Genomic DNA, 21,486 nt, shown 5'->3' with positions numbered 1-21,486 from the left:
CGGCCCTAGCGGGTCCGGGCCGGGTCGCGGCGGATGCGCAGCAGCCGGAACGCCAGTGGCGCCAGAAGGATCACGAACAGGATGCGGATGACGTGGTGCAGCGCCACAAAGGCCACATCGGCCTGAATGGCCAGCGCGATCAGGCCCATCTCGGTCAGACCGCCGGGGGCCAGCGCCAGCAGCGCCTGTTCGGTGCTGATCCCCAGCAGCGACTGCATCGCCAGCCCGGCCCCCAGCGCCAGCGCCAGCGACAAAAGCGTCGCCCCGATGCTGAGCGCGGTCGCGGGCAGCAGCGTGGCCGCCCGGATGCCCTGAAACCGGCAGCCCAGTACCGTGCCCAGCACCACCTGCGCCACCGTGACCAGCAGGGCGGGCGGCACGCTGTCGGTTGCGCCGCCCAGATGCAGCAGCGCCGACAGCACCAGCGGCCCCAGAAAGGTGGGCGCGGGAAAACGCAGCCGCTTGCCCAGAACGCTGCCCAGGACGGCACAGCCCAGCATGACCGCCGCGTCGGTCCATGTCAGCGGCACCTGCGGACCGCCGGTGGCGGCGCCGATGCTCTCGCCCTGAATGACGCGGAACCACAGGGCGATCAGCGCGATGGTCACCACGATGCGCAGGCTGTGGGCCAGAATGATCGGGGCGGGTTTGGCGCCGCTGGCCTCGCCGATCTCGATCATCTCGGTCAGACCGCCGGGCATTCCGGCAAAATAGGCGGTGACCCAGTCGAACCGCCCGGCAAAACGATAGAAGGGTACCACGACCAGCGCGACCACCACCACATAGGCCATCAGGATCGCGACCGAGCCCAGCCACGCCCCGGCCTGCGCCAGCACATCCGGGGTAAACCGCGCGCCCAGCAGCACCCCGATCACCGCCACGACCACAGGCCGCAGCCGGGCCGGGCCGGTGACGGGTGCGCCAGACACGGCAGCCGTCATCGTCGCGAACAGCGCGCCCAGCATCCATGGCAAGGGCAGGCCCAAGGCCGCGAACAGCGCCCCGCCCGCCGCCCCGATGGCCAGAGCCAGAGCGACGCGCAGAATGCCGGTCATGTCGGGGATGTCCGGGGGCAGGTGGGCTGTGGATGATCAGCGATATTTGTCGATGAAGGCGTCAATGTCGAGGATCCTGATGTCGGGCAATGCGTCGCGCAGGCGGGCGTGATCCCAGTCCCACCATGCGATCTGTTGCAAAGCCTCGGCCTGATGCGGGGCAAAGCGCGATTTCAGATGGCGGGCGGGCACGCCTCCGACGATCTCATAAGGGGCCACGTCGCGGGACACCACCGCCCCCGCGCCGATCACCGCCCCGGTGCCGATGCTCACCCCGGCCAGCACCGTGACGCCATGCCCGATCCAGACGTCATGCCCGATGGTGACCCAGTGATCGCGCCGCCATTGAAAGAAGGCGTCGTCATCCTGACCCAGCCCGTATTGCGCCGCGCGATAGGTGAAATGGTGCTGCGAGGCGCGCCATGTCGCGTGATTGCCCGGATTGATCCGCGCGCCCTCGGCGATCGAGCAGAACTTGCCGATACTCGACCAGACGACATTGCCGCCCTTGACGATATAGGAATAATCGCCAAGCGAGGACTCGCGCATCGACACATCGGCATAGATCTCGGTCCATTTGCCGATCTGGCAATCGACCAGATGGGCGGTGGCATGGATCGTCGGCGCCTCGGACAGCATTTTCATGGGAAACCTCGGTGGTGCGGTGGTCAGAACGGCGGGCAGTGCGGCGGGCGGCGGATCACCGCGCGCCGTCCCAGGTGCCGATAAAGCGGGCGCGGATCAGGCCGGACAGCCAGTCGATCAGATAGACCATGGCGATGATCAGGAAGATGATCGACCAGGCCTCGTCCCAGCGATAGGCGCCGATCCGGTCGGACAGCAGAAAGCCGATGCCGCCCGCGCCGACGATGCCCAGAATGGTCCCTGACCGCACGTTGGATTCAAAGTTGTACAGCGTGATCGACAGCAGCACCGGCATCACCTGCGGCAGCACCGCAAAGCGGATCGACTGCACGCGGCTGCCGCCCGAGGCTGTCACCCCGTCGACCGGCTTGTCCGAGCTGTTCTCGATCGCCTCGGCATAGAGCTTGGCCAGCGCGCCGATTTCGCTGACCGCGATGGCCAGCACCCCGGCCAGCGGCCCAAGGCCAAAGGCGCGGATGAAGATCAGCGCCAGGATCAGCGTCTCGAACGCGCGGATGATGTCGAACCCGCGCCGCACGCCAAATCGCAGAACCGGCAGGCGGTTGATGTTGCGCGCACCCAGAAACGACAGCGGAAAGGCGAACAGCGCGCCCAGCAAGGTGCCCAGAAACGCCATCGACAGGGTCTCGGCCAGCCCTTTCAGGATCTCGGAGAACTCGCGCCATTCCGACCACATATGCGGCGGGAACATGAAGGACAGAACCCGGCCAAGGCGGCCCAGCCCCTCCCAGATGCGCAGCGGCGAAAAGTTGAAGTCATAGAGGCACCAGCCGACCAGCAGCGCCAGCCCGGTCCACAGCGCGATCCGGCGCAGGCGGACCGGCAGCGGCGCACGAAAGGCCAGCGGATGCTGCGCGCGGGCGGCGGCGATCTGGTCGGCGGTGGGGGTGCCGTTTCCGGAGAGGTCGGTTTTCATGCTTTGGCTCCCAGCCCGATCACGCGGTGACGCAGGCGTTCCGAGGCGTGGTCGATGACGATCACCGTCACCAGAATGATCAGGAACAGCGCCGACAGGCTGGTGTATTCCTGATAGGACATGGCGGTCCGCAGCTCTTGCCCCAGCCCGCCCGCGCCGACATAGCCGATGATCGACGAGCTGCGGACATTGATCTCGAACCGCATCAGCGTATAGCTGAGGATATTGGGCAGCACCTGCGGCACCGCGCCATAGCGCATCTGGTCGAACCACGACCCGCCCGCGGCCTTGACCCCGTCCAGCGGCCGCATGTCGATATTCTCATTGGCCTCTGAATACAGCTTGCCAAGCGCGCCCGCCGTGTGCAGCCCGATGGCCAGCACCCCGGCCATGGGACCGACGCCGAAACAGAAGACGAAGATCAGCGCCCAGACCAGATCCGGCACCGTCCGCGCGATTTCAAGAAAGCGGCGCGACAGCCAGCGGACCCAGCGATTCGGCGCTAGGTTGCCGGCGGCGGGAAAGGACAGCGCAAAGCCGCCCGCCACGCCGAACAGCGTCGCCATGAAGGCGATCAGCACCGTCTCCATCAACAGCCCCGCCCAGATCCGCCAGCGCGAGAACCATTGCGCCATGTCCGCGCCCAGGGTCGCCCAGCCCAGGTCCGGGATGGTCCTGGACACATATTCGCCCAGACGCGGCAGGCCCGCGCCGATCACCCACCGCTCGGCGCGGCTGCCATCGGCCTGCGTGACCTGCGTGACCTTGAAGAAATTCGAGGCCTCGGCGGTCAGCAGGAACAGCACGACCAGAATGACGGTCACGATGGCAAAGGTCAGGCGCGCGCGGCGCCGTTGCGCGCGGTAATCGCGCTCGAAATCAAGAATGGCTGTGGTCATCCGGCAGGCCCCGACAAGCTGTGGGCAGGCCGCATGGCCCGCCCCTGTGGTTTCGGATCAGCGGCTGTCAGCCCCGGTTCGCCTTGAACCAGTCGCGCATGTCGATCAGGACCTGATACTGTTCATGCGTGACCTCGACATAGGCCTTTGCCGTCGACGCATCGCCGCCGGTCATCTGCCTGAACACCTCCGGCGCATCGGACGACAGCGCCTGAACCGCCGCTTTCATATCGGCAATCAGCCCCTCGGGCAGGTTGGTGCGCGCGGTGAACGGGCTGGCCATGATCAGCGGGCTGGTCCACACGATGCAGATGTCGTCAGCGTCGATCATGCCCTTTTCGGCCATCCGCTGGATGTTGCCCGCCGTTTCGTTGGTCCAATGGGTGGCGCTTGCGTCGAACTGGCCGTGGATGACACCCATGATCCCGGCCTCGTGGCTGCCCGAGAAGGGCACCGCCCCAAAGAACTGTTCCGGGACGTATCCCTGGGCGGTCAGGTTATAGTAGGGGATCGTATAGCCCGAGGCGCTGTCGGGATCGGCGAAGGCGATCGTCTTGCCTTTCAGATCGTCCAGCGTTTTATAGCCCGCATCGCAGCGGGTCGCGATGACACTGTAATAGCCGACCGAGTCATCGTTCTGCTGGGCGGTCAGCAACGGGATCACGCCGCCATTGGTTTCGGTATAGGCCGCCGCATAGGCCGACGGCCCCAGAAACGAGAATTCGATCTGACCGGCGGCCAGCGCCTGAACGACGCCATCATAGTTCCCGGCGGTAAAGATCTCGACCTCGACGCCCAGAGTGTCCTCCAGATATTGCTGAAACGGACCATAGCGGGCGATCCGGTCGGATTCGTTCTCGCCCGACAGGATGCCAAAGCGGACGATGCGGTAATCGGTCTTCCAGTCCTGCGCCATGGCGGGCAGGGCGGTCAGGGTGGCAAGAGCCACGGTCAGCGGGACGGTCAGAGGGGCAAACAGGCGCATGGGAAAGCTCCGGTATCGGGGAAAAGGGTCAGGCGATTTCAAGCTGGCGGGCGGGTCGCGCGCGGGTCGAGGTGATCGCCTCGTTGAACTCGGTCAGCCCGTCGCTGCCATAGATGTCGCGGACCACGTCATCGGTCAGCTGGCGGGCGGTGCCGTCGAACATCACCCGACCGGCCCGCATGGCGATGATGCGGTCGCAATAGGCGCGGGCGGTGTCCAGCGTGTGCAGGTTGACAAGGACGGTGATGCCATCCTCGCGGTTGATGCGGCTCAGCGCCTCCATGACAAGGGTGGCGTTGCCGGGATCGAGGCTGGCGATCGGCTCGTCCGCCAGCATGATGCGCGGGGTCTGGACCAGCGCGCGGGCGATGGCGACGCGCTGTTGCTGGCCCCCCGACAGGGTGCCCGCGCGCTGCAATGCCTGCGGTGCCATCCCCAGCCGGTCCAGCGCCTGAATGGCCACGGTCCGCTCGGCATCGCTGAAGCGCATGGCCATCGAGCTGAGAAACCCGTGATCGGCCAGCCGCCCGACCAGAACATTGGTCAGGACATCCAGCCGCTCGACCAGATTGAACTGCTGAAAGATCATCGCGCAGTCGCGCCGCCAGGCCCGCAAGGCGCGGCCCCGCAGCGCGGTGACATCGGTGTCGCCAAAGATGATCCGGCCTTCGGTCGGATCGACCAGTCGGTTGATCAGGCGCAGGAGGGTCGATTTTCCTGCGCCCGACCGGCCGATCACGCCCACGAATTGTCCGGGGCGCAGATCGAGTGTGACAGCATCCACCGCGCGGGTGGTGCCAAAGCTGCGGCCAAGGCCTGCAAGGGAAAGGATGTGCTGTTCCATGCCGCCGTTATGCCGGGGCGGTGCAACGCGCCCGCGTCATCCGAATGAATTTTCGGTCGCGGGTTTCTGACCGGACGGTGACAGTGGCCCCGGAAAATGATGTGTTTTCAAAGGACCGCTTCTGCAACCATGTTATTGGCACGCCTGATCCACCCGTCCGGCGCGTCAAAAGCCGCGAAATCGGTTGAGAAAAACGGCGCAAGGGCCGGTTGCCCGTCGGCGGAGACAGGCCTTTGCCACCTGTTTCAAAGGGTTGAGCTGTGGTTTGCCGTGGTGAACGGATCGGTCTGTCAGCAAACCGTCTTGCGAATATGACAGAAAATTCACCGGACCGTGCAGGTTTTATCACGTCCGGGGCCTAGTCATTCATCCGAACCAATCCTGACCAGAGAGACAGCCATGACCCTCACGTCCCTGATGATCGGAACCGCCCTTGCCCTGACCGGGGTGACCGCCGCCGCAGCCTCAGCCGCCGCCGAGACCTGGAACATCGCCGTGACCGATGTGGAAGGGTTGGAGCGTCTGCAAGCCGAATGGGGCCCCTTCAAGGCGGCGCTGGACGCAGCCACCGGGCATACGTTCGAGTTCTTTCCCGTCTCGTCGCGCAGTGCCGCCGCCGAGGCCCTGCGGGGCGAAACGGTGGATTTCGTCGTCACCGGCCCGGCGGAATACATCATCATCAACACGCTGACCGAGGCCACGCCGCTGATCGGCTTTGGCCGCCCCGATTACCGCTGCGCCATTGTCGTGCGCGCCGATGCCGGGATCGACAGCATGGCCGATCTGAAGGGGCGCAAGGTGGCGTTCGGGGATATCGTCTCGACCTCGAACATGCTCTGCCCGATGCAGCTGATGGCCGATTACGGCCTCGATCCGGTGAGCGATGTCGACAAGGTGCACACCGCCAGCAATATCGCGCATGAGGCGCTGAAGGCGGGCGATGTGGCCGCGATCGGGGTCAACGAGGGCAGCTGGATTTCCAACGCGCGCAACAAGGACGCATCGGTGCCTTACGGGTTCTTCAAGGTGCTGGCGCGGTCGGGCGATCTGCCCAATGACATGCTGCTGGCGGGCGCGCATGTCCCCGCCGAAATGCAGGCCCAGGTCCGCGACGCCATCATCGCCAGCAAGGACCAGATCATCGAGGCGATCACCACCCATGAGAAGAACGACAAATATGTCGGCATGGATCTGGTGGCGATCGAGGATGAAAACTACAATCTGGTCCGCTCGATGTATACCACGGCGGGCTATCCGCAATTCGACAGCTTTCTGGGCGAATAGGCGATGCCTCTTGATGGCATCACGGCCCCGGCCCCCGATGCGGCGGTCAAGGCGGGCCCCCACGACCTGACCGCACAGGGGCTGGCCAAACGCTATGGCGCGGCCCCGCCGGTCTTTTCGGACCTCAGCTTTGGCATCCGTCAGGGTGAATGCGTGGCGCTGGTGGGTGCCAACGGCACCGGGAAATCGACGCTGCTGCGCTGCTGTCTGGGGCTGATCGCCCCGGATGCCGGGCAGGTGTCGCTGCTGGGTCAGGACATGGCGACCCTGACCCGCCGGGGGCGGCGCCATCTGCGCGCGCGCACCGGGCTGGTGGGGCAGAAACACAATCTGGTGCCGCGCCTGTCGGTGCTGTCAAATGTCATCCACGGGCTGATGGGCAGCCATTCGGGGCCGCGCTACTGGTCGCAGGTGCTGGCCCCGGACGCGGCCCGCGCCGCCGCCTTTGCCGCGCTGGACAAGGTCGGGCTGGCGGGGCTGGCCGCACGGCGCGCCGATCAGCTGTCGGGCGGGCAAAGCCAGCGCGTGGCCATCGCCCGCGCGCTGGTCAGCCAGCCGCGCTTTCTGGTGGCGGATGAGCCCTGCGCCTCGCTGGACCCGCAGGCGGGCGAAGAGGTGATGGCCCTGTTCATGGGGCTGGTCCGGCGCGAGGGCGTCACGGTGCTGTTCACCTCGCACAGCGTTGATCACGCGCTGCGCTATGGCGACCGGATTCTGGGGTTGCAGGGCGGCAGGATCGCCATCGACGCAGCAGCGGGCGATGTCTCGGCGCAGGATATGGCAGGTCTTTATGTCTGACAGATCGCTTCCCGACCGTTTCGCACGGCCCGGCATCGGCGGGTTCATCGGCTATGTCGTGCTGCTTTTGCTGATCCTGTGGTCGCTGGAGGGCGCGGGCTGGTCGGCGGACCGGCTGATCGCCTCGCCGCCCCGGCTGGCCGATTTCTTTGACCGGGCCTGGCCGCCCTCGACCCCTAATCTTGACCGGCTGGCCTGGAAGATGGTCGAGACGCTGCAGATCGCGCTGGCCGGGGCCGCCATCGGCATTCTGCTGTCGCTGCCCATCGCGCTGCTGGCCGCGCGGGGTGTGCTGGTCGGGCCGGGCATCAACTGGGCGGTGCGCACGGTGCTGGGCTTTATCCGCGCCGTGCCCGATCTGGCCTGGGCGCTGGTCTTTGTGGTCGCGGTCGGGCTGGGGCCGTTCGCGGGCATGCTGGCCATCGTCGTCGACACGATCGGCTATTGCGGCCGCTTTTTCGCCGATGACATGGAAAACACCGATCCCGGACCCGCCGAGGCGCTTGGCGCGACCGGCGCCCGGCGGATCGACATTGCCGCCTGCGCGACCATTCCGGCGGCGATGCCTGCCTTTGTCTCGACCTCGCTGTTCGGGCTGGAAAAGGCGGTGCGGTCCTCGACCATTCTGGGCCTTGTGGGCGCAGGCGGCATCGGAATCGAGCTGAAGGTGGGCTTTGACCTTTTCGACTATCCTACGGCCATGACGGTGATCCTGATGATCGCGGTGGTGGTGATCGGGGTGGAACAGATCGGCGCCGCTTTGCGCGCCTCCATCATGGGACCGGGACGATGACGACAGAGATGACCAAGACCGACACCGCACATGAATACTGGGGCCGGGAATGGACCCGCGCCGATGGCACGACCAAATGGGAACGCCCCGAACCCGAGGTGATGGCGTTCGCCGCGACCCTGACCCCCGGCGCCGCCGTGCTGGATCTGGGCGCGGGCGTGGGGCGTCACGCGCTGGCGCTGGCGCGGCAGGGCTTTGTCACCGCCGCGCTGGACGCCGCCCCCGAGGGCATTGCCCAGATCACCCGCATCGCCGCCGCCGAGGGGCTGGCCGTCGATGCCCGCACCGGGCTGATGACCGATCTGCCCTTTGCCGATCACAGCTTTGACCATGTGCTGTCCTGGAACGTGATCTATCACGGCGATGAGACCGTGCTGCGCGCCACCATCGCCCAGATCGCCCGCGTCCTGAAGCCCGGCGGCACCTTCCTTGGCACGATGCTGTCGGCACGCCGCGTGCCGGTCGAACTGGCCCGCGCGCCGGGCCGCGAAATCTCGCGCAATACCTGGGTGTTCGAGGGCGAGGGCGACAAGATCCACCCGCATTATTTCTGCACCGGCCGCGACCTGCTGGAGCTGTTTTCCGCGTTCGAGGTCTGCCGTCTGGAGGATCGCGAACACGAAACCCCCGGCTCGTGGCACTGGCATCTGGTGCTGGAGCGGCTGTGATGCAGGTGTTCGTCATCGAAGGCGCGCGCGTGATCCTGCCTGATCAGGTGGCGCAGGTCGCGGTCCGGGTCGAGGATGGCGTCATCACCGCGCTGGACGGGCCGCGCGAGGGCGCGCGGGTGATCGACGGGCGCGGGCAGGTGCTGGCGCCCGCGATGGTCGACATTCATGGCGATGCGTTCGAACGCCAGCTGATGCCGCGCCCCGGCGTGATGAACCCGACCGAAACGGCGCTGCTGGAAACCGACCGGCAGCTGGGCGCCAATGGCATCGCCACCGCCTATCACGCCCTGACGCTGAGCTGGGAGCCGGGGCTGCGCTCGGTCGCGACCGGCGAACAGGTGGTGGCGGCGCTGGCGTCCCTCGCCCCGCGCCTGACGGTCGAGAACCGCGTGCAACTGCGGTGGGAGACGTTCTGTTTCGAGGCTCTGCCGCTGATCGACAGGGCGCTGGCCGGGCCGCTGCTGCCCGCGCTGGCCTTTAACGATCACATGACCATGGCGGTGCTGCACCCGTCGATGGCGCTGCAGGACCGGCCCTTTGACCACGATCCGGCCTATCCGGTGACCGATATGCACAGCCCGGCCTTTGTCGCCAGGATGGAGGGACGGGCCAAACGGTCGGGCATGTCCACCGAGGAATTCGCCGGGCTGATGCGCCGGATCTGGCAGCGCCGTCCCGAGGTGCCCGCCACCATCGCCGCCGCCGGGGACAAGGCGCGCGCGGCGGGCGCGCCGATGCTGAGCCATGATGACAGCCAGCCCGAGACGCGCGATTTCTATCGCGGCCACGGCGCCCGGATCTGCGAATTCCCGATGAACCGGGCGGTGGCGCAGGCGGCGCGCGCGGCGGGCGACATGATCGTGCTGGGCGCGCCCAATGCGGCGCGGGGCGGCAGCCATCTGGGCTCTCCGGGGGCGGCGGATCTGGTGGCGGCGGGGCTGTGCGACATTCTGGCCTCGGATTACTATTACCCGGCGATGCTGGCGGCGATGGCGCGGCTGCAGGCCGATCGCATCGCCGCGCTGCCCGATCTGTGGCGGCTGGTCGCGGCGAACCCCGCCACCGCCCTTGGCCTGGGCGATCGCGGCGACATCGCGCCGGGCAAACGCGCCGATCTGGTGCTGCTGGACTGGCCCGAGGGCCATCCCCCGGCGGTGCGCGACTGTTTCGTCCGGGGCCGGGCGGCCTATGGCGCGCTGGCGGCGGGCTGAACCATGCGCGACGCGGCAGAGCGCTTTGACGGGCTGGCCGAAACCTATGAGATGCACCGCCCCGGCTATCCCGCGCAGGCGTTTCACGCGCTGACCGCCGATCTGCGCTGTGCCGCGCGGGTGGCGGTCGATGTGGGCGCGGGGCCGGGCAACTCGACCACCTCGCTGCGCGCCGCACTTGGCCCCGGCTGGAGCTTCATCGCCATCGAGCCGGGCCGCGACATGCGCCGGGTGCTGGCCCGGCGGTTCTGCACCGACCCCGATGTGCAGGTCGCCGATGCCACCGCCGAAGAGATGCGCCTGCCGCCGGGCTTCGCCGCGCTGGTCGTGGCCTGCACCGCCTTTCACTGGTTCGACGCGCAGCGGTTCTATGCCGAGGCCGAACGCGTGCTGGCCCCCGGCGGCGTGCTGGCGCTGATCCGCAACCGGCGCAAGCCCTCGCCCCTGCTGCGCGCCTTTGACAGCTATATCGAGGAACAGTCCGCGGGCACCATCGACCTGGCCTGCCGCGAGGCCCGCAAGGAACCCGTGGTCCGCGGTCTGGCGCAGCTGCCCGGCTTCATGGCCGCGCGGTCCTGCACCTGTCCCTGGACCAGCGAGGTCACGGCGCGCGGGCTGATCGACCTCTATCTGACGCGTTCGACCCTGTCGGTGGTGGTGCGGCGGATCGGGCTGACACGGGTCATGGCCGATCTGACCGCGATCTGTGCCGCGCATGGGCTGGGCGACGATCCGGTGACGATCCATTGGGAAACGACCGCGAAATGGGCCCGGAAACACGGTTAACCACATGAAGGATGCAGGATGTTCGATACTGAAATGGCCAGGGCGACGCTGACCGGCGCCCGGATCGTGACGCCCGATGGCGTGATCGAGGGCGCGGTCGATGTTGAGGAGGGCAAGATCGCCGCCCTGCGCCCCGGCGGGCGGGCGGCGGGGCGCTTTGATCCGGGACATGATTTCGGCGGGGATTTCCTGATCCCCGGCATTGTCGATGTGCATACCGACCATGTCGAGACGCATGTCTTTCCCCGCAGCGGCGTGACCTGGGATCTGCTGAATGCGCTGATGGCGCATGACGCGGTGGTCATCGCGGGCGGCACCACCACGGTTCTGGACAGCCTGTGCGTCGGCGCCTCGATCAAGCGGCCCGAACGGCGTGACCTGCTGGTGCCGCTGGTCGCGGCGTTGGAGCGGGGCCGGGCGGCCGGTCTGTTCCGGGCCGATCACCTGCTGCATCTGCGCTGCGAGATCAGCGATCCCGACACGATGGCGCTGACCGATGCCACCATCGCCAGCCCGCTGGTGCGGCTGGTCTCGGTCATGGATCACACGCCCGGCGACCGCCAAAGCGTCGACCGCGAGCGCTGGCTGGCCCGGATGGCGCAGGATACCGGCCAGCAGATGGACAGCGCGCGCGAGGTGATGGCCGAGCTGCTGGACCGCTCGGCCCGCGTGGGCGCCGGGGTGCGCGCCCATGTCGTGGCGCAGGCCCGCGCCGCTGCCGTGCCGCTGATGAGCCATGATGACCGCACCCCGGAGCAGGTCGATCAGGCGCTGGCCGAAGGCGTGGCGGTGACCGAATTCCCCACCACGCTGGAGGCTGCGGCCCATGCCCGCGCGCGCGGCCTGACGGTGGTGATGGGCGCGCCCAACCTGCTGCGCGGCGGGTCGCAATCGGGCAATGTCTCGTTGCGCCGGTTGCTGGAGGCGGATCTGTGCGATGTCCTGTCCTCGGACTACATCCCGCGCAGCCCGCTGGATGCGGCCTTTGCCATCGGCGCCGATGCGGGGCTGCCGCAGGATCTGTGCCGGGCGATCGGCATGGTCACGGAGGCGCCCGCCCGGATGGCGGGGCTGACCGACCGGGGGCGCATCGCGCCGGGCCTGCGCGCCGATCTGGTCCGTGTGCGCCAAAGCGGCGCGCATCATCAGGTGGTCGCGGTCTGGCGCGAAGGGCGGCGCGTGTTCTAGATCCGGCCCGCACGGGGAAGGGGGGCAGGGCACCGGCCCCGCCCCCCTTTTACATGGCCCGGAACGGGCGCGACCCGATCAGGCGGGGACTGCCTGAGGCAGTTCTGGCGCGGTCAGTTCGATGTCGCGGTCGATCAGCCCCTCGACATCGCCGGGATGGTGGAACACGCCGATCATCGCCACGCCGGCGGCTTTCAGATCGGCCAGCCTGCGGATCAGCGCCGCCCGCGCGCCCGCATCCAGCGAGGCGGTGGGCTCATCCAGCAGCAGCAGCCGTTGCGGCAGGATCAGCGCGCGGGCCAGATTGACCTTTTGCTGCTCGCCCCCCGAAAAGGTCGTGGGATAGGCCCGCCACAGGTCGCGCTTGACGCCGAATTCCGACAGCCAGCGGCGCGCCTCGTCCAGCGCCTCGGCCGCAGGGTGACCGGCCCGCCGCAGCGGTTCGGCCACGATGTCTTCGGCGGCGACGCGGGGGCGGGCGATCAGGAATTGCGTGACAAAGCCGATCTCGCGCCGCCGCAGCAGGGCAATATCGACATCGGCGGCGCAGGCCAGATCAATCCGCCCCTCGGTCGTGTGATACCAGATATGGCCCGCGCGCGGCAGATAGCTGCGATAGAGCGTGCGCAGCAGGGTGGATTTGCCGACGCCATTGGGGCCGCGCAGCAGCAGGAATTCCCCGGCGGCCAGCGAAAAGCTGATGCCGGAAAAGGCGTGCAGGGTCTGGTCCAGATGGTGCATGCGGAAATGCTTGGCCAGATTGTCGACGTGAAGAACGGGGGTCATTGCGGCCTCACAGCTTTGCATGGACAAGTTGCTGGGTGTATTCGTGCTGCGGGTCCTGAAAGATCTGATCCGCCAGCCCCTGTTCCACGACACGCCCGCGCCGCATCACCATCACCCGGTCGGCCATGGTGCGGATCACGCCCAGATCGTGGCTGACGATGACCATGGTGATCGCCCGGTCGCGCTGCAGCCGTTTCAACGTGTCCAGCACCAGCGCCTGCACCGACACGTCCAGCCCGGTCGTCGGCTCGTCCAGCAGCAGCAGCGCCGGTTCCAGCGCGATGGCCTTGGCCAGCTGCACCCGCTGCTGCATGCCGCCCGACAGATCGGCGGGCCGCGCATCCATCCGCTCCAACGGGAATTCCGACGCCTCCAGCGCCTCGCGCCCGCGTGCGCGCAGGGCGGCAAAGCTGCGCTCGCCCGCGATCAGCAGACGCTCGGCCACATTGCCGCTGGAGCTGTTCTTCATCAGCAGGCCCAGATGCGGGTTCTGATAGACGATGCCGATCCGGGTGGCGCACAGCATCCGGCGCGCAAAGCGGTCCAGCGCGAACAGGTTGCCGGGCAGGTCGGGCATCGCCAAGCGGTAATCGCCCGCATCCGGCGTGTCCTCGAGGTTCATCATCCGCAGCAGCGTCGATTTGCCCGAGCCGCTTTCGCCGACAATGCCCAGCACCTCGCCGGGATAGACCAGGGCCGACACATCCTGCAGCGCCACCACATCGCCATAGCGGCGCGAGACGCCGGTCATGGTCAGCAGCGGCGGCGTGGTCATCAGTTGCGGGGCCAGACGGGCCAGTGCACTAGCCGGGGCGGCGCTCATTGCGGCATCCTTCCGTTTTCGTACCATGTCGCGCCGATGCTGACCGGCGCGCCCTCGGCCTGCCGGATCGCCTTGATGCCCAGATGGCTGTCGGACAGCTCGTGTTGCGAGCCGCCACCGTCCTGCGGGATCTCGTTCATGAAGAACCCGGTGACGCCCGAGCGGTGGCAGGTCAGGCCCGCGTGATCCTCGACCTGATAGGGGATGTCGGAAAAGACCAGCGGCTCGACCCGCGTAAAGGGCGGCACGGCATAGAGCCGCTTTTCCCGGCCCGCCGACAGGAAGGTCAGATGCCGCGCCATGTGCAGTTTCGGCAGATCCCATCGCGGGATGGGCGAGGGGGTCATGACATGCCGCCCGTTCACCAGCGCCGGATAGGACGCCCCCTGCATGATCCGCCCCGACCGCACGATCTGCTCATACAGGATCAGCCACAGCCGCCCGTAATCGGCATCGGCATGCATCTGGCGCGCCACGCTCGTGTTCGGTTCGACCGGGCGCAGGGGTTCGGGGTTGGGCACCTGCAGCACCAGCACCTGATCGTCGCGCAGCCGTTCCTCGGGGATGCGGTGGCGGCTCTGGATCAGCGTCGCCTCGGTCGTGTCCCATGTCTCGGCCGCGCCCGACACCTTGGACAGGAACGACCGGATCGAGGCGGCATTGACGCTGTCATCGGCCCCCTGGTCGATGACCTTGACCACGGATGAGGGTTTCAGCAGCGTCAGCGTGACCTGCAACCCGCCCGTGCCCCAGCCGCGCGCCATCGGCACCTCGCGGCTGGCATAGGGCATCTGGCAGCCCGGAACGGCGATGGCCTTCAGCATCTTGCGGCGCAGTTCCCGCTTGGCCGAGGCATCGAGGAAGCCATAGGACAGCGGCTGCCAGGGCCGGGTCAGCGTGGCAAGGGCGGTCATGCGGGCACCTGTTCGGTTGCGGTCTGGGTTTCGGTTTCCGGTTTGGCGGGGGCGGGGGCGGCACCCGCCTGTGCGCCCCGCAACGCATCCAGCGAGGACTGAAAGGTCACGTAATGCGGCAGCTTGAAATGGATGCAAAAGCCCGAGGCCTCGACCGGCTCGGTGTGATACAGGAAGAACTCTTCCTCGACCGGCGATCCCTTGGCGGCACCCGGCGCGTTCAGATCCAGCGTGGCGCCCGAGATCACCTTGACCTCGTTCCAGCCAAGCGTCGCGCAAAAGCCCAGCTCCAGCAGCCCCGATTTGCCCTTGGAGGTGACCTCGGCCTGCGAGACCTTCACCCGCCCGGCGGAAAACACCGTGCCGCGCGGATGGGTGACGCGCAGCTCGGCCTCGGCCAGCCGCAACTCGTTGACGGTCGGATGGGCGTTGCCATAGCCGCGCATGGCGGAATAGCCCAAGGCCAGCATCCCGCCGGTATCGGCCCGCGCGAGGCTTTGCAGCGTATGGGCGCGTTTGGCGGGAAACAGCAGCGGCTCGCGCGTCAGGTCGGGGATGTCATCGGGGGCGACGTCGGTGCGGGGCGGATCGGCGACCAGCCCCTGCGCCTTTTGCCACGCGGCCAGCGAGGGCTGGCGCGCGGGCGCGGGGGTCGCGGCGGGGGTGACGGGGGCGGGCACGAAGGGCTGGCCGCCCAGCACATCGGTCGCCAGCAGGCGGTGGGCATAATCGAGGCTGGGCCCAAGGATCTGCCCGCCCGGAATATCCTTGAAGGCCGCCGAGATCCGCCGATGGGTGAACAGCTGATCCTGCCGGACCGGCTGCGCGACCGCCAGACGCGGCTGCGTCGTCCGCCAGGCGCGCAGCAGCAGCACGGCCTCGTAGAGATCGCCGCCCGACTGCGCCAGCGCCAGCGCGGCAAGATCGGGCTCGTACAGCGACGCCTCGCCCATCACCCGGTCGATCAGCATCGGCAGGGCCGCGCGCAGGGCCCCGACCCGTTCCGCGTCGATCCTGCCCAGTTCCGCGCGATACAGCCGTTCGGACTGGTCGATGGCGCGCGCGCCGCCACGGGTTGCAACATAAGCCATCACAGCACCTCGATTGTGGTCGAGCGGGGAATGCCGATCACCCCGGCCCCGCAGATCAGGAACAGATCGAACCCGGCGGGATAGCGGCAGCGCGCCGAACGCTGCGCCCAGATATGCGACGGCACCCCGCCCAGGGCGATGTCGGTGACGGTCTCGATCCCCGGCCCGGTCAGGCGCAGCCGCTGGCCGCTGCCAAAGACGGCGGGCGACACCACGGTCGCGCCCGCATCGGGATAGAGCGCCGATCCCACGGCGACCTCTGCCAGCAGATCCGCCGCCCCGGCATCGCCAAGCGCGAAAAAGCAGTGATCGGCCCCGGCCACCGGCACCAGCGCCGCACCAAGTGCCGTGATCCGGTCGGACAAGGCGGGGTCGGGACAGAAGACCCGGCATTCGCGGTCCAGCAGCGCCTCGGCCAGCGGCGCCATGCCCGGTTCGGGCAGTGTGTGGATCGTGCCGGGGCGCGACAATGCGCCCATCAGCGCCTCGAAGGTTGCATTGGTGCGGGTCTCGAACGCATCCGGCACGGGGGAGGGGGCCAGTTCAGTCACGGACATCAGAACGTCTCCATATCGACACGGGTGGCCTCGATCTCGCGCAGGCGGGCGGTGTCGGCGGCGGCCTGCGCGCGGGCCTCGTGCTGCAGGAACGCGCGGATTTCGGGCGTCTGGCCAAGGCTGGCGGCGGCGGCATCGACCACCGCCATCGCCATGGCGCGTTCCAGATCGCGCCCGACGACCATGCCATAGCCGTCCGTACCCGCCGCGCGGATCTGCGCCTCGGCCACCAGCACCTCGCCCAGATGGAAATCGGTGCCCTGCACCGTGTCGCGCATCGGCAGCATCACCAGCCCGGTGCGGCTGTGGATCACCTCGACCTCGCCAAGCGCGGGCAGCAGCGCCTCGGCCAGCGCGGCCAGCCGGGCGGGATCGGCGCGGGCCAGCACGTCCAGCATCGCCCCATGGTCCAGCGGACCAGTGGTCTCGTCGCTTTGGTCAAACATCTGTCACTCTTTCCGGCGCCTCGGCGCCCTCATCCTGACTGTCAAAGGAAAATTGCACCCGCTCGGCGGCCCAGACCGCCTCGGAATAGCCGATGGGGCGGCCCTGGGCGTCGACATCGGTCTTGTGCAGCACCATGACCGGCCGATCAGGGTGCTGCATCAGCAGTCCGGCCTCTTCGGCATCGGGGTTGCGGGCATAGACGATGGTGCGCTTGCGGAAGTAATCGGCGATGCCGTGGCTGCGATAGATCTCGGTCACCGACTCTCCGGCGGTGCGGCGGCGGGCCAGATCGGGAAAGCGGGTCGCGCAGTGAAAGGACAGCCCGATGCTGACCGGCACCCCGTCGGCCAACCCCCGGCGCAGCAGGCGGTGAACGGCGCCGCCCTCGGGCAGATCAAGGGCCGCAGCCACCCGCGCCGAGGCGGGCACGATGTCATCGGCCATCTGCTCGCCCGCCGGAAAAACGCCCTGTTCCAGCAGGTTCTGGCGGAACCGGGTGCGCCGCCCGATATGGTAGTTGATCAGCGGCGCGGCCTGCACAAAGGTGCCGCGCCCCTGTTCGACCCGCAGCTTGCCCTCGACCGACAGCGCCGCGACCGCGCGGCGGACCGAATGGCGCCCGGCCTGAAACAGCCGGCACAGCTGCGCCTCGGTCGGCAGGCGCGCGCCCGGCAGCAAGGCGCCGCCGGAAATATCGGCGGATATCCGGTCGCGGATGATCTTCCAGTTGTCCCGTCCCATTCCGCCCGATCCTCAAGTCATCCGAATGACTTTGACCCATACCGGTCCGCTATGACGAGGGCATGACAGCCAACCCGCCCGCGACCGCGAAACGGCCGGTGGCAGGTCAGGATGATGCTGGAGATTTCGGCTGATCGGGCGATGTCTGCCGCAGCAATGGCGCACAGGCTGGATGGCGAATGCCCACCATGCCGATCCTGGAACGCGGCATGCCGGACAGTTCTGTCATCGTGCTACAGATGACAGAGCAATAATCCGTCTTATGTAACTACAATATCAGATCGCCATGGCGGACCTCATGTCCGCCAGCTGGGTGCGGCTGCCTCAGATAATGGCATGGCGCACGCGCGCCGAGACCCATTCCGACACGACCACGGTGGCCAGGATCACCAGAATGATCAGCGTGACCTGCGGCCATGCCAGCACGTTCAGGCTGGCCTGCAGCTGCGCGCCGATGCCGCCCGCGCCGACCAGTCCCAGAATGGCGCTTTCGCGGATATTGATGTCCCAGCGAAACACCGAGATGCCGTAGAAGGTCGGCATCACCTGCGGCACGATCCCGTAGTTCAGCACCTGCAACCGGCTGGCCCCGGTCGCCGTCACGGCCTCGATCTGGGCGGCGTCGGTTTCCTCGATGGCCTCATAGAGCAGCTTGCCGATAAAGCCGATGGACCGGAAGGCGATGGCCAGAATGCCCGCCAGCAGGCCCGGCCCCAGAATCGACACCAGCAGCAGCGCCCAGATCAGCGAATTGATCGAGCGTGTCGCCACGATCAGAAACAGCGCGACGGGTCGCGCGATCAGCCGCGAAGGCGTCGTGTTCGAGGCGGCCAGAAAGGCCAGCGGCACCGCCAGAACGATCCCCAGCAGCGTGCCGAGCGTGGCGATATTGATCGTGTCGATCAGCGGCCGCCACAGCTGTTCCAGATAGGACCAGCGCGGCGGCAAGGCGCGGCCCAGAAGGTCGGCTGCGGCGGTGGGCGCGTCATAGACAAAGATCCACATCGTCCGCTCGGTCATCAGGTTCCAGCACCAGACGAACAGCGCCACCAGCCCCAGCCAGCCAGCCCAGAGCGCAATCTGACCGCGCGGGCTGCGATGGCGCCAGGTTTCGGGAAAAGACGTCGCGGTCATTTCAGCATCCTCCGCAGGTGACCCGAGGCATATTCGGCCAGCATCACGATCACGATGATGATCAGCAGGATCGCCCCCGCACTGTTATATTCATACCGGCTGAGCGCGGTGGTCAGCGTGCCACCGATCCCACCCGCGCCGACGATGCCGATCACGGCGGATTCGCGGAAATTGATGTCCAGCCGGTAGAGGCTGAGGCCCAGCAGGCGCGGCATCACCTGCGGCTGCACGGCATAGTTCACCAGCTGCCACCAGCTTGCGCCGGTCGCGCGGATCGCCTCGGCCTGACGCTCGTCCAGATCCTCGATGTCCTCGGCCAGCAGCTTGGCGATAAAGCCGATCGTGGCGAAGGTCAGCGTCAGAAAGCCCGCAAAAGCGCCAAAGCCGAACAGGGCCACGAAGAAGATCGCCACAATGATTTCTTGCAGCGCCCGGCTGGCCGCGATGATGCTGCGACAGATCGCATAGACCCAGCGCGGCGCCAGATTGCGCGCCGCCCCCAGCCCGATGGGGATCGAAATGGCGACCCCTATCACGGTCGAGGTCAGCGTCATCGTCAGGCTTTCGATCAGCCCGGTGCTGATGTCACGCCAGCGCGAGGTGAAGTCGGGTTGCAGAAAGCCGCCGATGAACCGCGCGCCGCGTTCCCAGCCTTCGGCCATGCGGGTCCAGTTCAGCTCGACGCTGCCGATGGCAAAGACCAGATAGAGGATCGCGCCGACCGTCAGGATCACCCGCCAGTGGCGCGAGCGGATCATCTGCGGCGGGCGCTTCCATGTGACCGGATGCGCCATTACAGCGCCTCCAGCAGGCGGTCGGCATCGGCGCGGGCATCGGCCTCGTCCTGTGCGTCGTCGGCGGCGCCCTTGCGCATGGCGGTCCAGTCCTCGGCGCCATAGATGGTGGTCAGCACATCCTCGGTCAGCTCGGTGGGCGGGCCGTCAAAGACCACGCGCCCCGCCTGCAACCCGATGATGCGGTCGGCGAATTGCTGGGCCAGCAGCACGTCATGGATGTTGATGATCGCGGGCAGCCCGTCCTCGCGGCAGATTTCCACGATCAGGCGCATGATCTGGCGCGAGGTGCGCGGATCGAGGCTGGCCGTCGGCTCGTCGATCAGCAGCAGTTCGGGCTCCTGCTCCAGCGCGCGGGCGATGCCGACCCGCTGACGCTGCCCGCCCGACAGCGCATCGGCGCGCTTGTCCACATGCGCCGACAGGCCGACCCGGTCCAGCAGCCGATAGGCCCGCGCAATATCGGCCCCCGGAAAGCGCCGCGTGAACGACCGCCAGAACGGCACATAGCCCAAGCGCCCGGACAGCACGTTTTCCATCACCGTCAGCCGCTCGACCAAAGCGTATTCCTGGAAAATCATTCCGATGCGACGCCGCGCCCGCCGCAGATCGCCCGACCCGAGTGCGGTCACGTCGATGTCGTTCAGCAGGATCTTGCCGCTGGTCGGCTCGACCAGCCGGTTGATGCAGCGGATCAGCGTCGATTTCCCCGCGCCGGACGGGCCGATCAGCCCGACCACCTGCCCCTTGGGCAGATCGAATGACACGTCTGACAGGGCGCGGTCGCCGGTCTTGTAAGTCTTGGTCAGGGCGTCGATGCGCAGCATGTCCCGGTCCTTCTGAAATGAATGCAGGCGGGGTTTCCCCCGCCCGCTGATAGGGCTCAGTCAGGGTTCAGCTGCACTCGTAGCTGACGCCCATGGCGGCGTCGATCGTGCGCACGACCGACCAATGCTCTTCGAACGTGATCGGAATGAACTGCGATTCCCCCGATTTCGAGAACTCTTCGGCCAGCGCGCTGCCTTCCCAGTCAAAGCTGAAGAACGCTTCGCGGATCTTGTCCTGCAGCTCGGGGGTCAGGTTGTGGGCCGTGCCATAGCCGGTCGAGGGGAAGGTTTCGGATTTGTAGATCGACACGACCTGATCTTCGGTGATCACGCCCCGTTCCAGCATCCGGGTCATCACCGAATTGGCGATGGCTGCGGCGTCATAGTCGCGGTTGGCGACCCCCAGAACCGAGTTGTCATGCGCCCCGGAAAAGGCCGGGGTGTAATCGGTGCCCGACTCCATACCGTATTCCGCCGACATCAGCGCCGAGGGCGCCTTGAAGCCGGAATTCGAGGTCTCGGCGGTAAAGGCCATGGTGCGGCCCTTGATATCCTCGACCGACTCGATGCCGCTGTCGGGATAGGTGATGAATTCCATCTCGTAGCCAAAGCTGCCGTCATCGGAGGCCATCATCGCAAAGGGACGAAAGCCCGCGCAGGCGATGGCCAGCGGGTTCGATCCGGTGTTGAAGCCCGCGACATGCAGACGGCCCGCGCGCATCGCCTCGATCTGGGCGGCGTTGGACTGGACCGGGAAGAACTGGACGGGTTTGCCGGTCACCTCTTCCATATGTGCCAGAAAACCTGCCCATGCTTCGGCATAGACGGCGGGATCTTCGACCGGCGTATAGGCAAAGACCAGCTGTGCGGGATCGACCAGCTCGGCCGGATCGGTCGGAATGTCGGCGACCATATCGCCATCGGCATCGCTGTAACGTGCGTCGAGCGTGAACCCGGCTGCGGCGGTGGCGCCCAGAGCAAAGGCGGCGGTCAGCAGAAGATGTTTCATGGTCCGGTCCCCGTATGGATGTCTGGGGGCCTGCTACCGCGGCAGCATGACAACAAGGCGACGCCGCCGCGTCTGTTTCGTGACAACCCCCCCCCGCCTCACATCAGATGCGCGACCTCTGGCGCGGCCACAAACCTCCAGTTCCCGCGCGGCCCGGCCATGACATTCAGATAGTACAGCTCGAACCCATGCGGGGCCGCGCAGGGGTGATGGCCGCGCGGCACCAGCACGACATCGCCGTCGCGCACGGCCATCAGCTCGTCCAGC

The 21,486-nt window shown here is 67.3% G+C and carries 25 protein-coding genes; 7 read left to right on the top strand and 18 right to left on the bottom strand.

The genetic code is table 11. The features are described 5' to 3' along the window. Positions 1–5 precede the first annotated feature (5 nt). The 6 genes from ACK41U_RS01630 to phnC (ACK41U_RS01605) form a co-directional block, all read right to left on the bottom strand. Positions 6–1,055: an AbrB family transcriptional regulator gene (locus ACK41U_RS01630; protein ID WP_409674944.1), complete on the bottom strand. Its 1,050-nt coding sequence runs from the start codon at positions 1,053–1,055 to the stop codon at positions 6–8. A 36-nt stretch (positions 1,056–1,091) separates the two neighbouring features. After that, a complete protein-coding gene (locus ACK41U_RS01625; RefSeq protein WP_409674941.1) occupies positions 1,092–1,700 on the bottom strand; it encodes a DapH/DapD/GlmU-related protein in 609 nt (202 codons plus the stop codon). A 55-nt stretch (positions 1,701–1,755) separates the two neighbouring features. Continuing rightward, positions 1,756–2,637: a phosphonate ABC transporter, permease protein PhnE gene (gene phnE, locus ACK41U_RS01620; protein WP_409674938.1), complete on the bottom strand. Its 882-nt coding sequence runs from the start codon at positions 2,635–2,637 to the stop codon at positions 1,756–1,758. Beyond that, the gene (phnE, locus tag ACK41U_RS01615) at positions 2,634–3,536 is read right to left on the bottom strand and encodes a phosphonate ABC transporter, permease protein PhnE (RefSeq protein ID WP_409674935.1); all 903 of its coding nucleotides are present in this window, start codon (positions 3,534–3,536) and stop codon (positions 2,634–2,636) included. Before phnE (ACK41U_RS01615) ends, phnE (ACK41U_RS01620) begins: the two co-directional genes overlap by 4 nt. Positions 3,537–3,603: 67 nt before the next feature. After that, complete coding sequence (gene phnD / locus ACK41U_RS01610) at positions 3,604–4,521, bottom strand: phosphonate ABC transporter substrate-binding protein (protein WP_409674932.1); 918 nt, start codon at positions 4,519–4,521, stop codon at positions 3,604–3,606. A gap of 28 nt (positions 4,522–4,549) precedes the next feature. Further along, on the bottom strand, positions 4,550–5,365 hold the full coding sequence (gene phnC / locus ACK41U_RS01605; RefSeq protein WP_409674929.1) for a phosphonate ABC transporter ATP-binding protein: 816 nt from the start codon (positions 5,363–5,365) through the stop codon (positions 4,550–4,552). A gap of 399 nt (positions 5,366–5,764) precedes the next feature. Here phnC (ACK41U_RS01605) and ACK41U_RS01600 point away from each other — a divergent pair, with 399 nt between their 5' ends. The 7 genes from ACK41U_RS01600 to ACK41U_RS01570 are packed head-to-tail and all read left to right on the top strand — an operon-like array spanning position 5,765 to position 12,096. Further along, positions 5,765–6,649, top strand: a complete 885-nt coding sequence (locus ACK41U_RS01600) for a PhnD/SsuA/transferrin family substrate-binding protein (RefSeq protein WP_409674927.1) — start codon at positions 5,765–5,767, stop codon at positions 6,647–6,649. A gap of 3 nt (positions 6,650–6,652) precedes the next feature. After that, positions 6,653–7,447 carry a phosphonate ABC transporter ATP-binding protein gene (locus ACK41U_RS01595; RefSeq protein WP_409674924.1) on the top strand — a complete coding sequence of 265 codons (795 nt, stop codon included), beginning with the start codon at positions 6,653–6,655 and terminating at the stop codon, positions 7,445–7,447. Next, positions 7,440–8,240 carry a phosphonate ABC transporter, permease protein PhnE gene (phnE, locus tag ACK41U_RS01590; protein ID WP_409674921.1) on the top strand — a complete coding sequence of 267 codons (801 nt, stop codon included), beginning with the start codon at positions 7,440–7,442 and terminating at the stop codon, positions 8,238–8,240. The genes ACK41U_RS01595 and phnE (ACK41U_RS01590) overlap by 8 nt, the downstream gene beginning before the upstream one ends. Positions 8,241–8,248: 8 nt before the next feature. Beyond that, positions 8,249–8,908 (top strand): class I SAM-dependent methyltransferase, encoded by a 660-nt coding sequence (locus ACK41U_RS01585; RefSeq protein ID WP_409674918.1) that lies wholly within the window; start codon positions 8,249–8,251, stop codon positions 8,906–8,908. After that, positions 8,908–10,122 carry an alpha-D-ribose 1-methylphosphonate 5-triphosphate diphosphatase gene (locus ACK41U_RS01580; RefSeq protein WP_409674915.1) on the top strand — a complete coding sequence of 405 codons (1,215 nt, stop codon included), beginning with the start codon at positions 8,908–8,910 and terminating at the stop codon, positions 10,120–10,122. Before ACK41U_RS01585 ends, ACK41U_RS01580 begins: the two co-directional genes overlap by 1 nt. 3 nt (positions 10,123–10,125) lie before the next feature. Further along, positions 10,126–10,908, top strand: a complete 783-nt coding sequence (locus tag ACK41U_RS01575) for a class I SAM-dependent methyltransferase (protein ID WP_409674912.1) — start codon at positions 10,126–10,128, stop codon at positions 10,906–10,908. An 18-nt stretch (positions 10,909–10,926) separates the two neighbouring features. Beyond that, positions 10,927–12,096: an alpha-D-ribose 1-methylphosphonate 5-triphosphate diphosphatase gene (locus tag ACK41U_RS01570; RefSeq protein ID WP_409674910.1), complete on the top strand. Its 1,170-nt coding sequence runs from the start codon at positions 10,927–10,929 to the stop codon at positions 12,094–12,096. Between the two features lie 78 nt (positions 12,097–12,174). On the opposite strand, the gene ACK41U_RS01565 is transcribed toward ACK41U_RS01570, so the two are convergent. The 12 genes from ACK41U_RS01565 to ACK41U_RS01510 form a co-directional block, all read right to left on the bottom strand. Beyond that, positions 12,175–12,882 (bottom strand): phosphonate C-P lyase system protein PhnL, encoded by a 708-nt coding sequence (locus ACK41U_RS01565; protein WP_409674907.1) that lies wholly within the window; start codon positions 12,880–12,882, stop codon positions 12,175–12,177. A 7-nt stretch (positions 12,883–12,889) separates the two neighbouring features. Beyond that, entirely contained in the window at positions 12,890–13,705 is an 816-nt protein-coding gene (locus ACK41U_RS01560; protein ID WP_409674904.1) for an ATP-binding cassette domain-containing protein, read from the bottom strand. Then, complete coding sequence (locus tag ACK41U_RS01555; protein WP_409674902.1) at positions 13,702–14,619, bottom strand: alpha-D-ribose 1-methylphosphonate 5-phosphate C-P-lyase PhnJ; 918 nt, start codon at positions 14,617–14,619, stop codon at positions 13,702–13,704. Before ACK41U_RS01555 ends, ACK41U_RS01560 begins: the two co-directional genes overlap by 4 nt. Further along, complete coding sequence (locus ACK41U_RS01550) at positions 14,616–15,710, bottom strand: carbon-phosphorus lyase complex subunit PhnI (RefSeq protein WP_409674899.1); 1,095 nt, start codon at positions 15,708–15,710, stop codon at positions 14,616–14,618. Before ACK41U_RS01550 ends, ACK41U_RS01555 begins: the two co-directional genes overlap by 4 nt. Further along, entirely contained in the window at positions 15,710–16,267 is a 558-nt protein-coding gene (gene phnH / locus ACK41U_RS01545) for a phosphonate C-P lyase system protein PhnH (RefSeq protein ID WP_409674896.1), read from the bottom strand. Before phnH ends, ACK41U_RS01550 begins: the two co-directional genes overlap by 1 nt. Next, the gene (gene phnG, locus ACK41U_RS01540; protein ID WP_409674893.1) at positions 16,267–16,713 is read right to left on the bottom strand and encodes a phosphonate C-P lyase system protein PhnG; all 447 of its coding nucleotides are present in this window, start codon (positions 16,711–16,713) and stop codon (positions 16,267–16,269) included. The genes phnH and phnG overlap by 1 nt, the downstream gene beginning before the upstream one ends. Beyond that, positions 16,706–17,455, bottom strand: coding sequence for a phosphonate metabolism transcriptional regulator PhnF (gene phnF, locus ACK41U_RS01535; protein ID WP_409674890.1), 750 nt, complete (start codon positions 17,453–17,455; stop codon positions 16,706–16,708). The genes phnG and phnF overlap by 8 nt, the downstream gene beginning before the upstream one ends. Positions 17,456–17,779: 324 nt before the next feature. Continuing rightward, positions 17,780–18,589, bottom strand: a complete 810-nt coding sequence (gene phnE / locus ACK41U_RS01530; protein WP_409674887.1) for a phosphonate ABC transporter, permease protein PhnE — start codon at positions 18,587–18,589, stop codon at positions 17,780–17,782. Continuing rightward, positions 18,586–19,383, bottom strand: a complete 798-nt coding sequence (phnE, locus tag ACK41U_RS01525; protein ID WP_409674884.1) for a phosphonate ABC transporter, permease protein PhnE — start codon at positions 19,381–19,383, stop codon at positions 18,586–18,588. The genes phnE (ACK41U_RS01530) and phnE (ACK41U_RS01525) overlap by 4 nt, the downstream gene beginning before the upstream one ends. Continuing rightward, positions 19,383–20,210: a phosphonate ABC transporter ATP-binding protein gene (gene phnC, locus ACK41U_RS01520; protein WP_409674881.1), complete on the bottom strand. Its 828-nt coding sequence runs from the start codon at positions 20,208–20,210 to the stop codon at positions 19,383–19,385. Before phnC (ACK41U_RS01520) ends, phnE (ACK41U_RS01525) begins: the two co-directional genes overlap by 1 nt. Before the next feature lie 67 nt (positions 20,211–20,277). Next, the gene (gene phnD, locus ACK41U_RS01515; RefSeq protein WP_409674878.1) at positions 20,278–21,219 is read right to left on the bottom strand and encodes a phosphate/phosphite/phosphonate ABC transporter substrate-binding protein; all 942 of its coding nucleotides are present in this window, start codon (positions 21,217–21,219) and stop codon (positions 20,278–20,280) included. Positions 21,220–21,317: 98 nt separating this feature from the next. Further along, the coding region (locus ACK41U_RS01510) for a 5-deoxy-glucuronate isomerase (RefSeq protein ID WP_409675201.1) at positions 21,318–21,486 on the bottom strand (169 nt) is incomplete at its 5' end.

Origin of the sequence: Paracoccus sp. (in: a-proteobacteria), assembly GCF_046289755.1 — a bacterium.
Classification (GTDB): domain Bacteria; phylum Pseudomonadota; class Alphaproteobacteria; order Rhodobacterales; family Rhodobacteraceae; genus Paracoccus.
The sequence above is the reverse complement of the archived record's forward strand: the minus strand, read 5'-3'. Positions and strand labels throughout refer to the sequence as shown.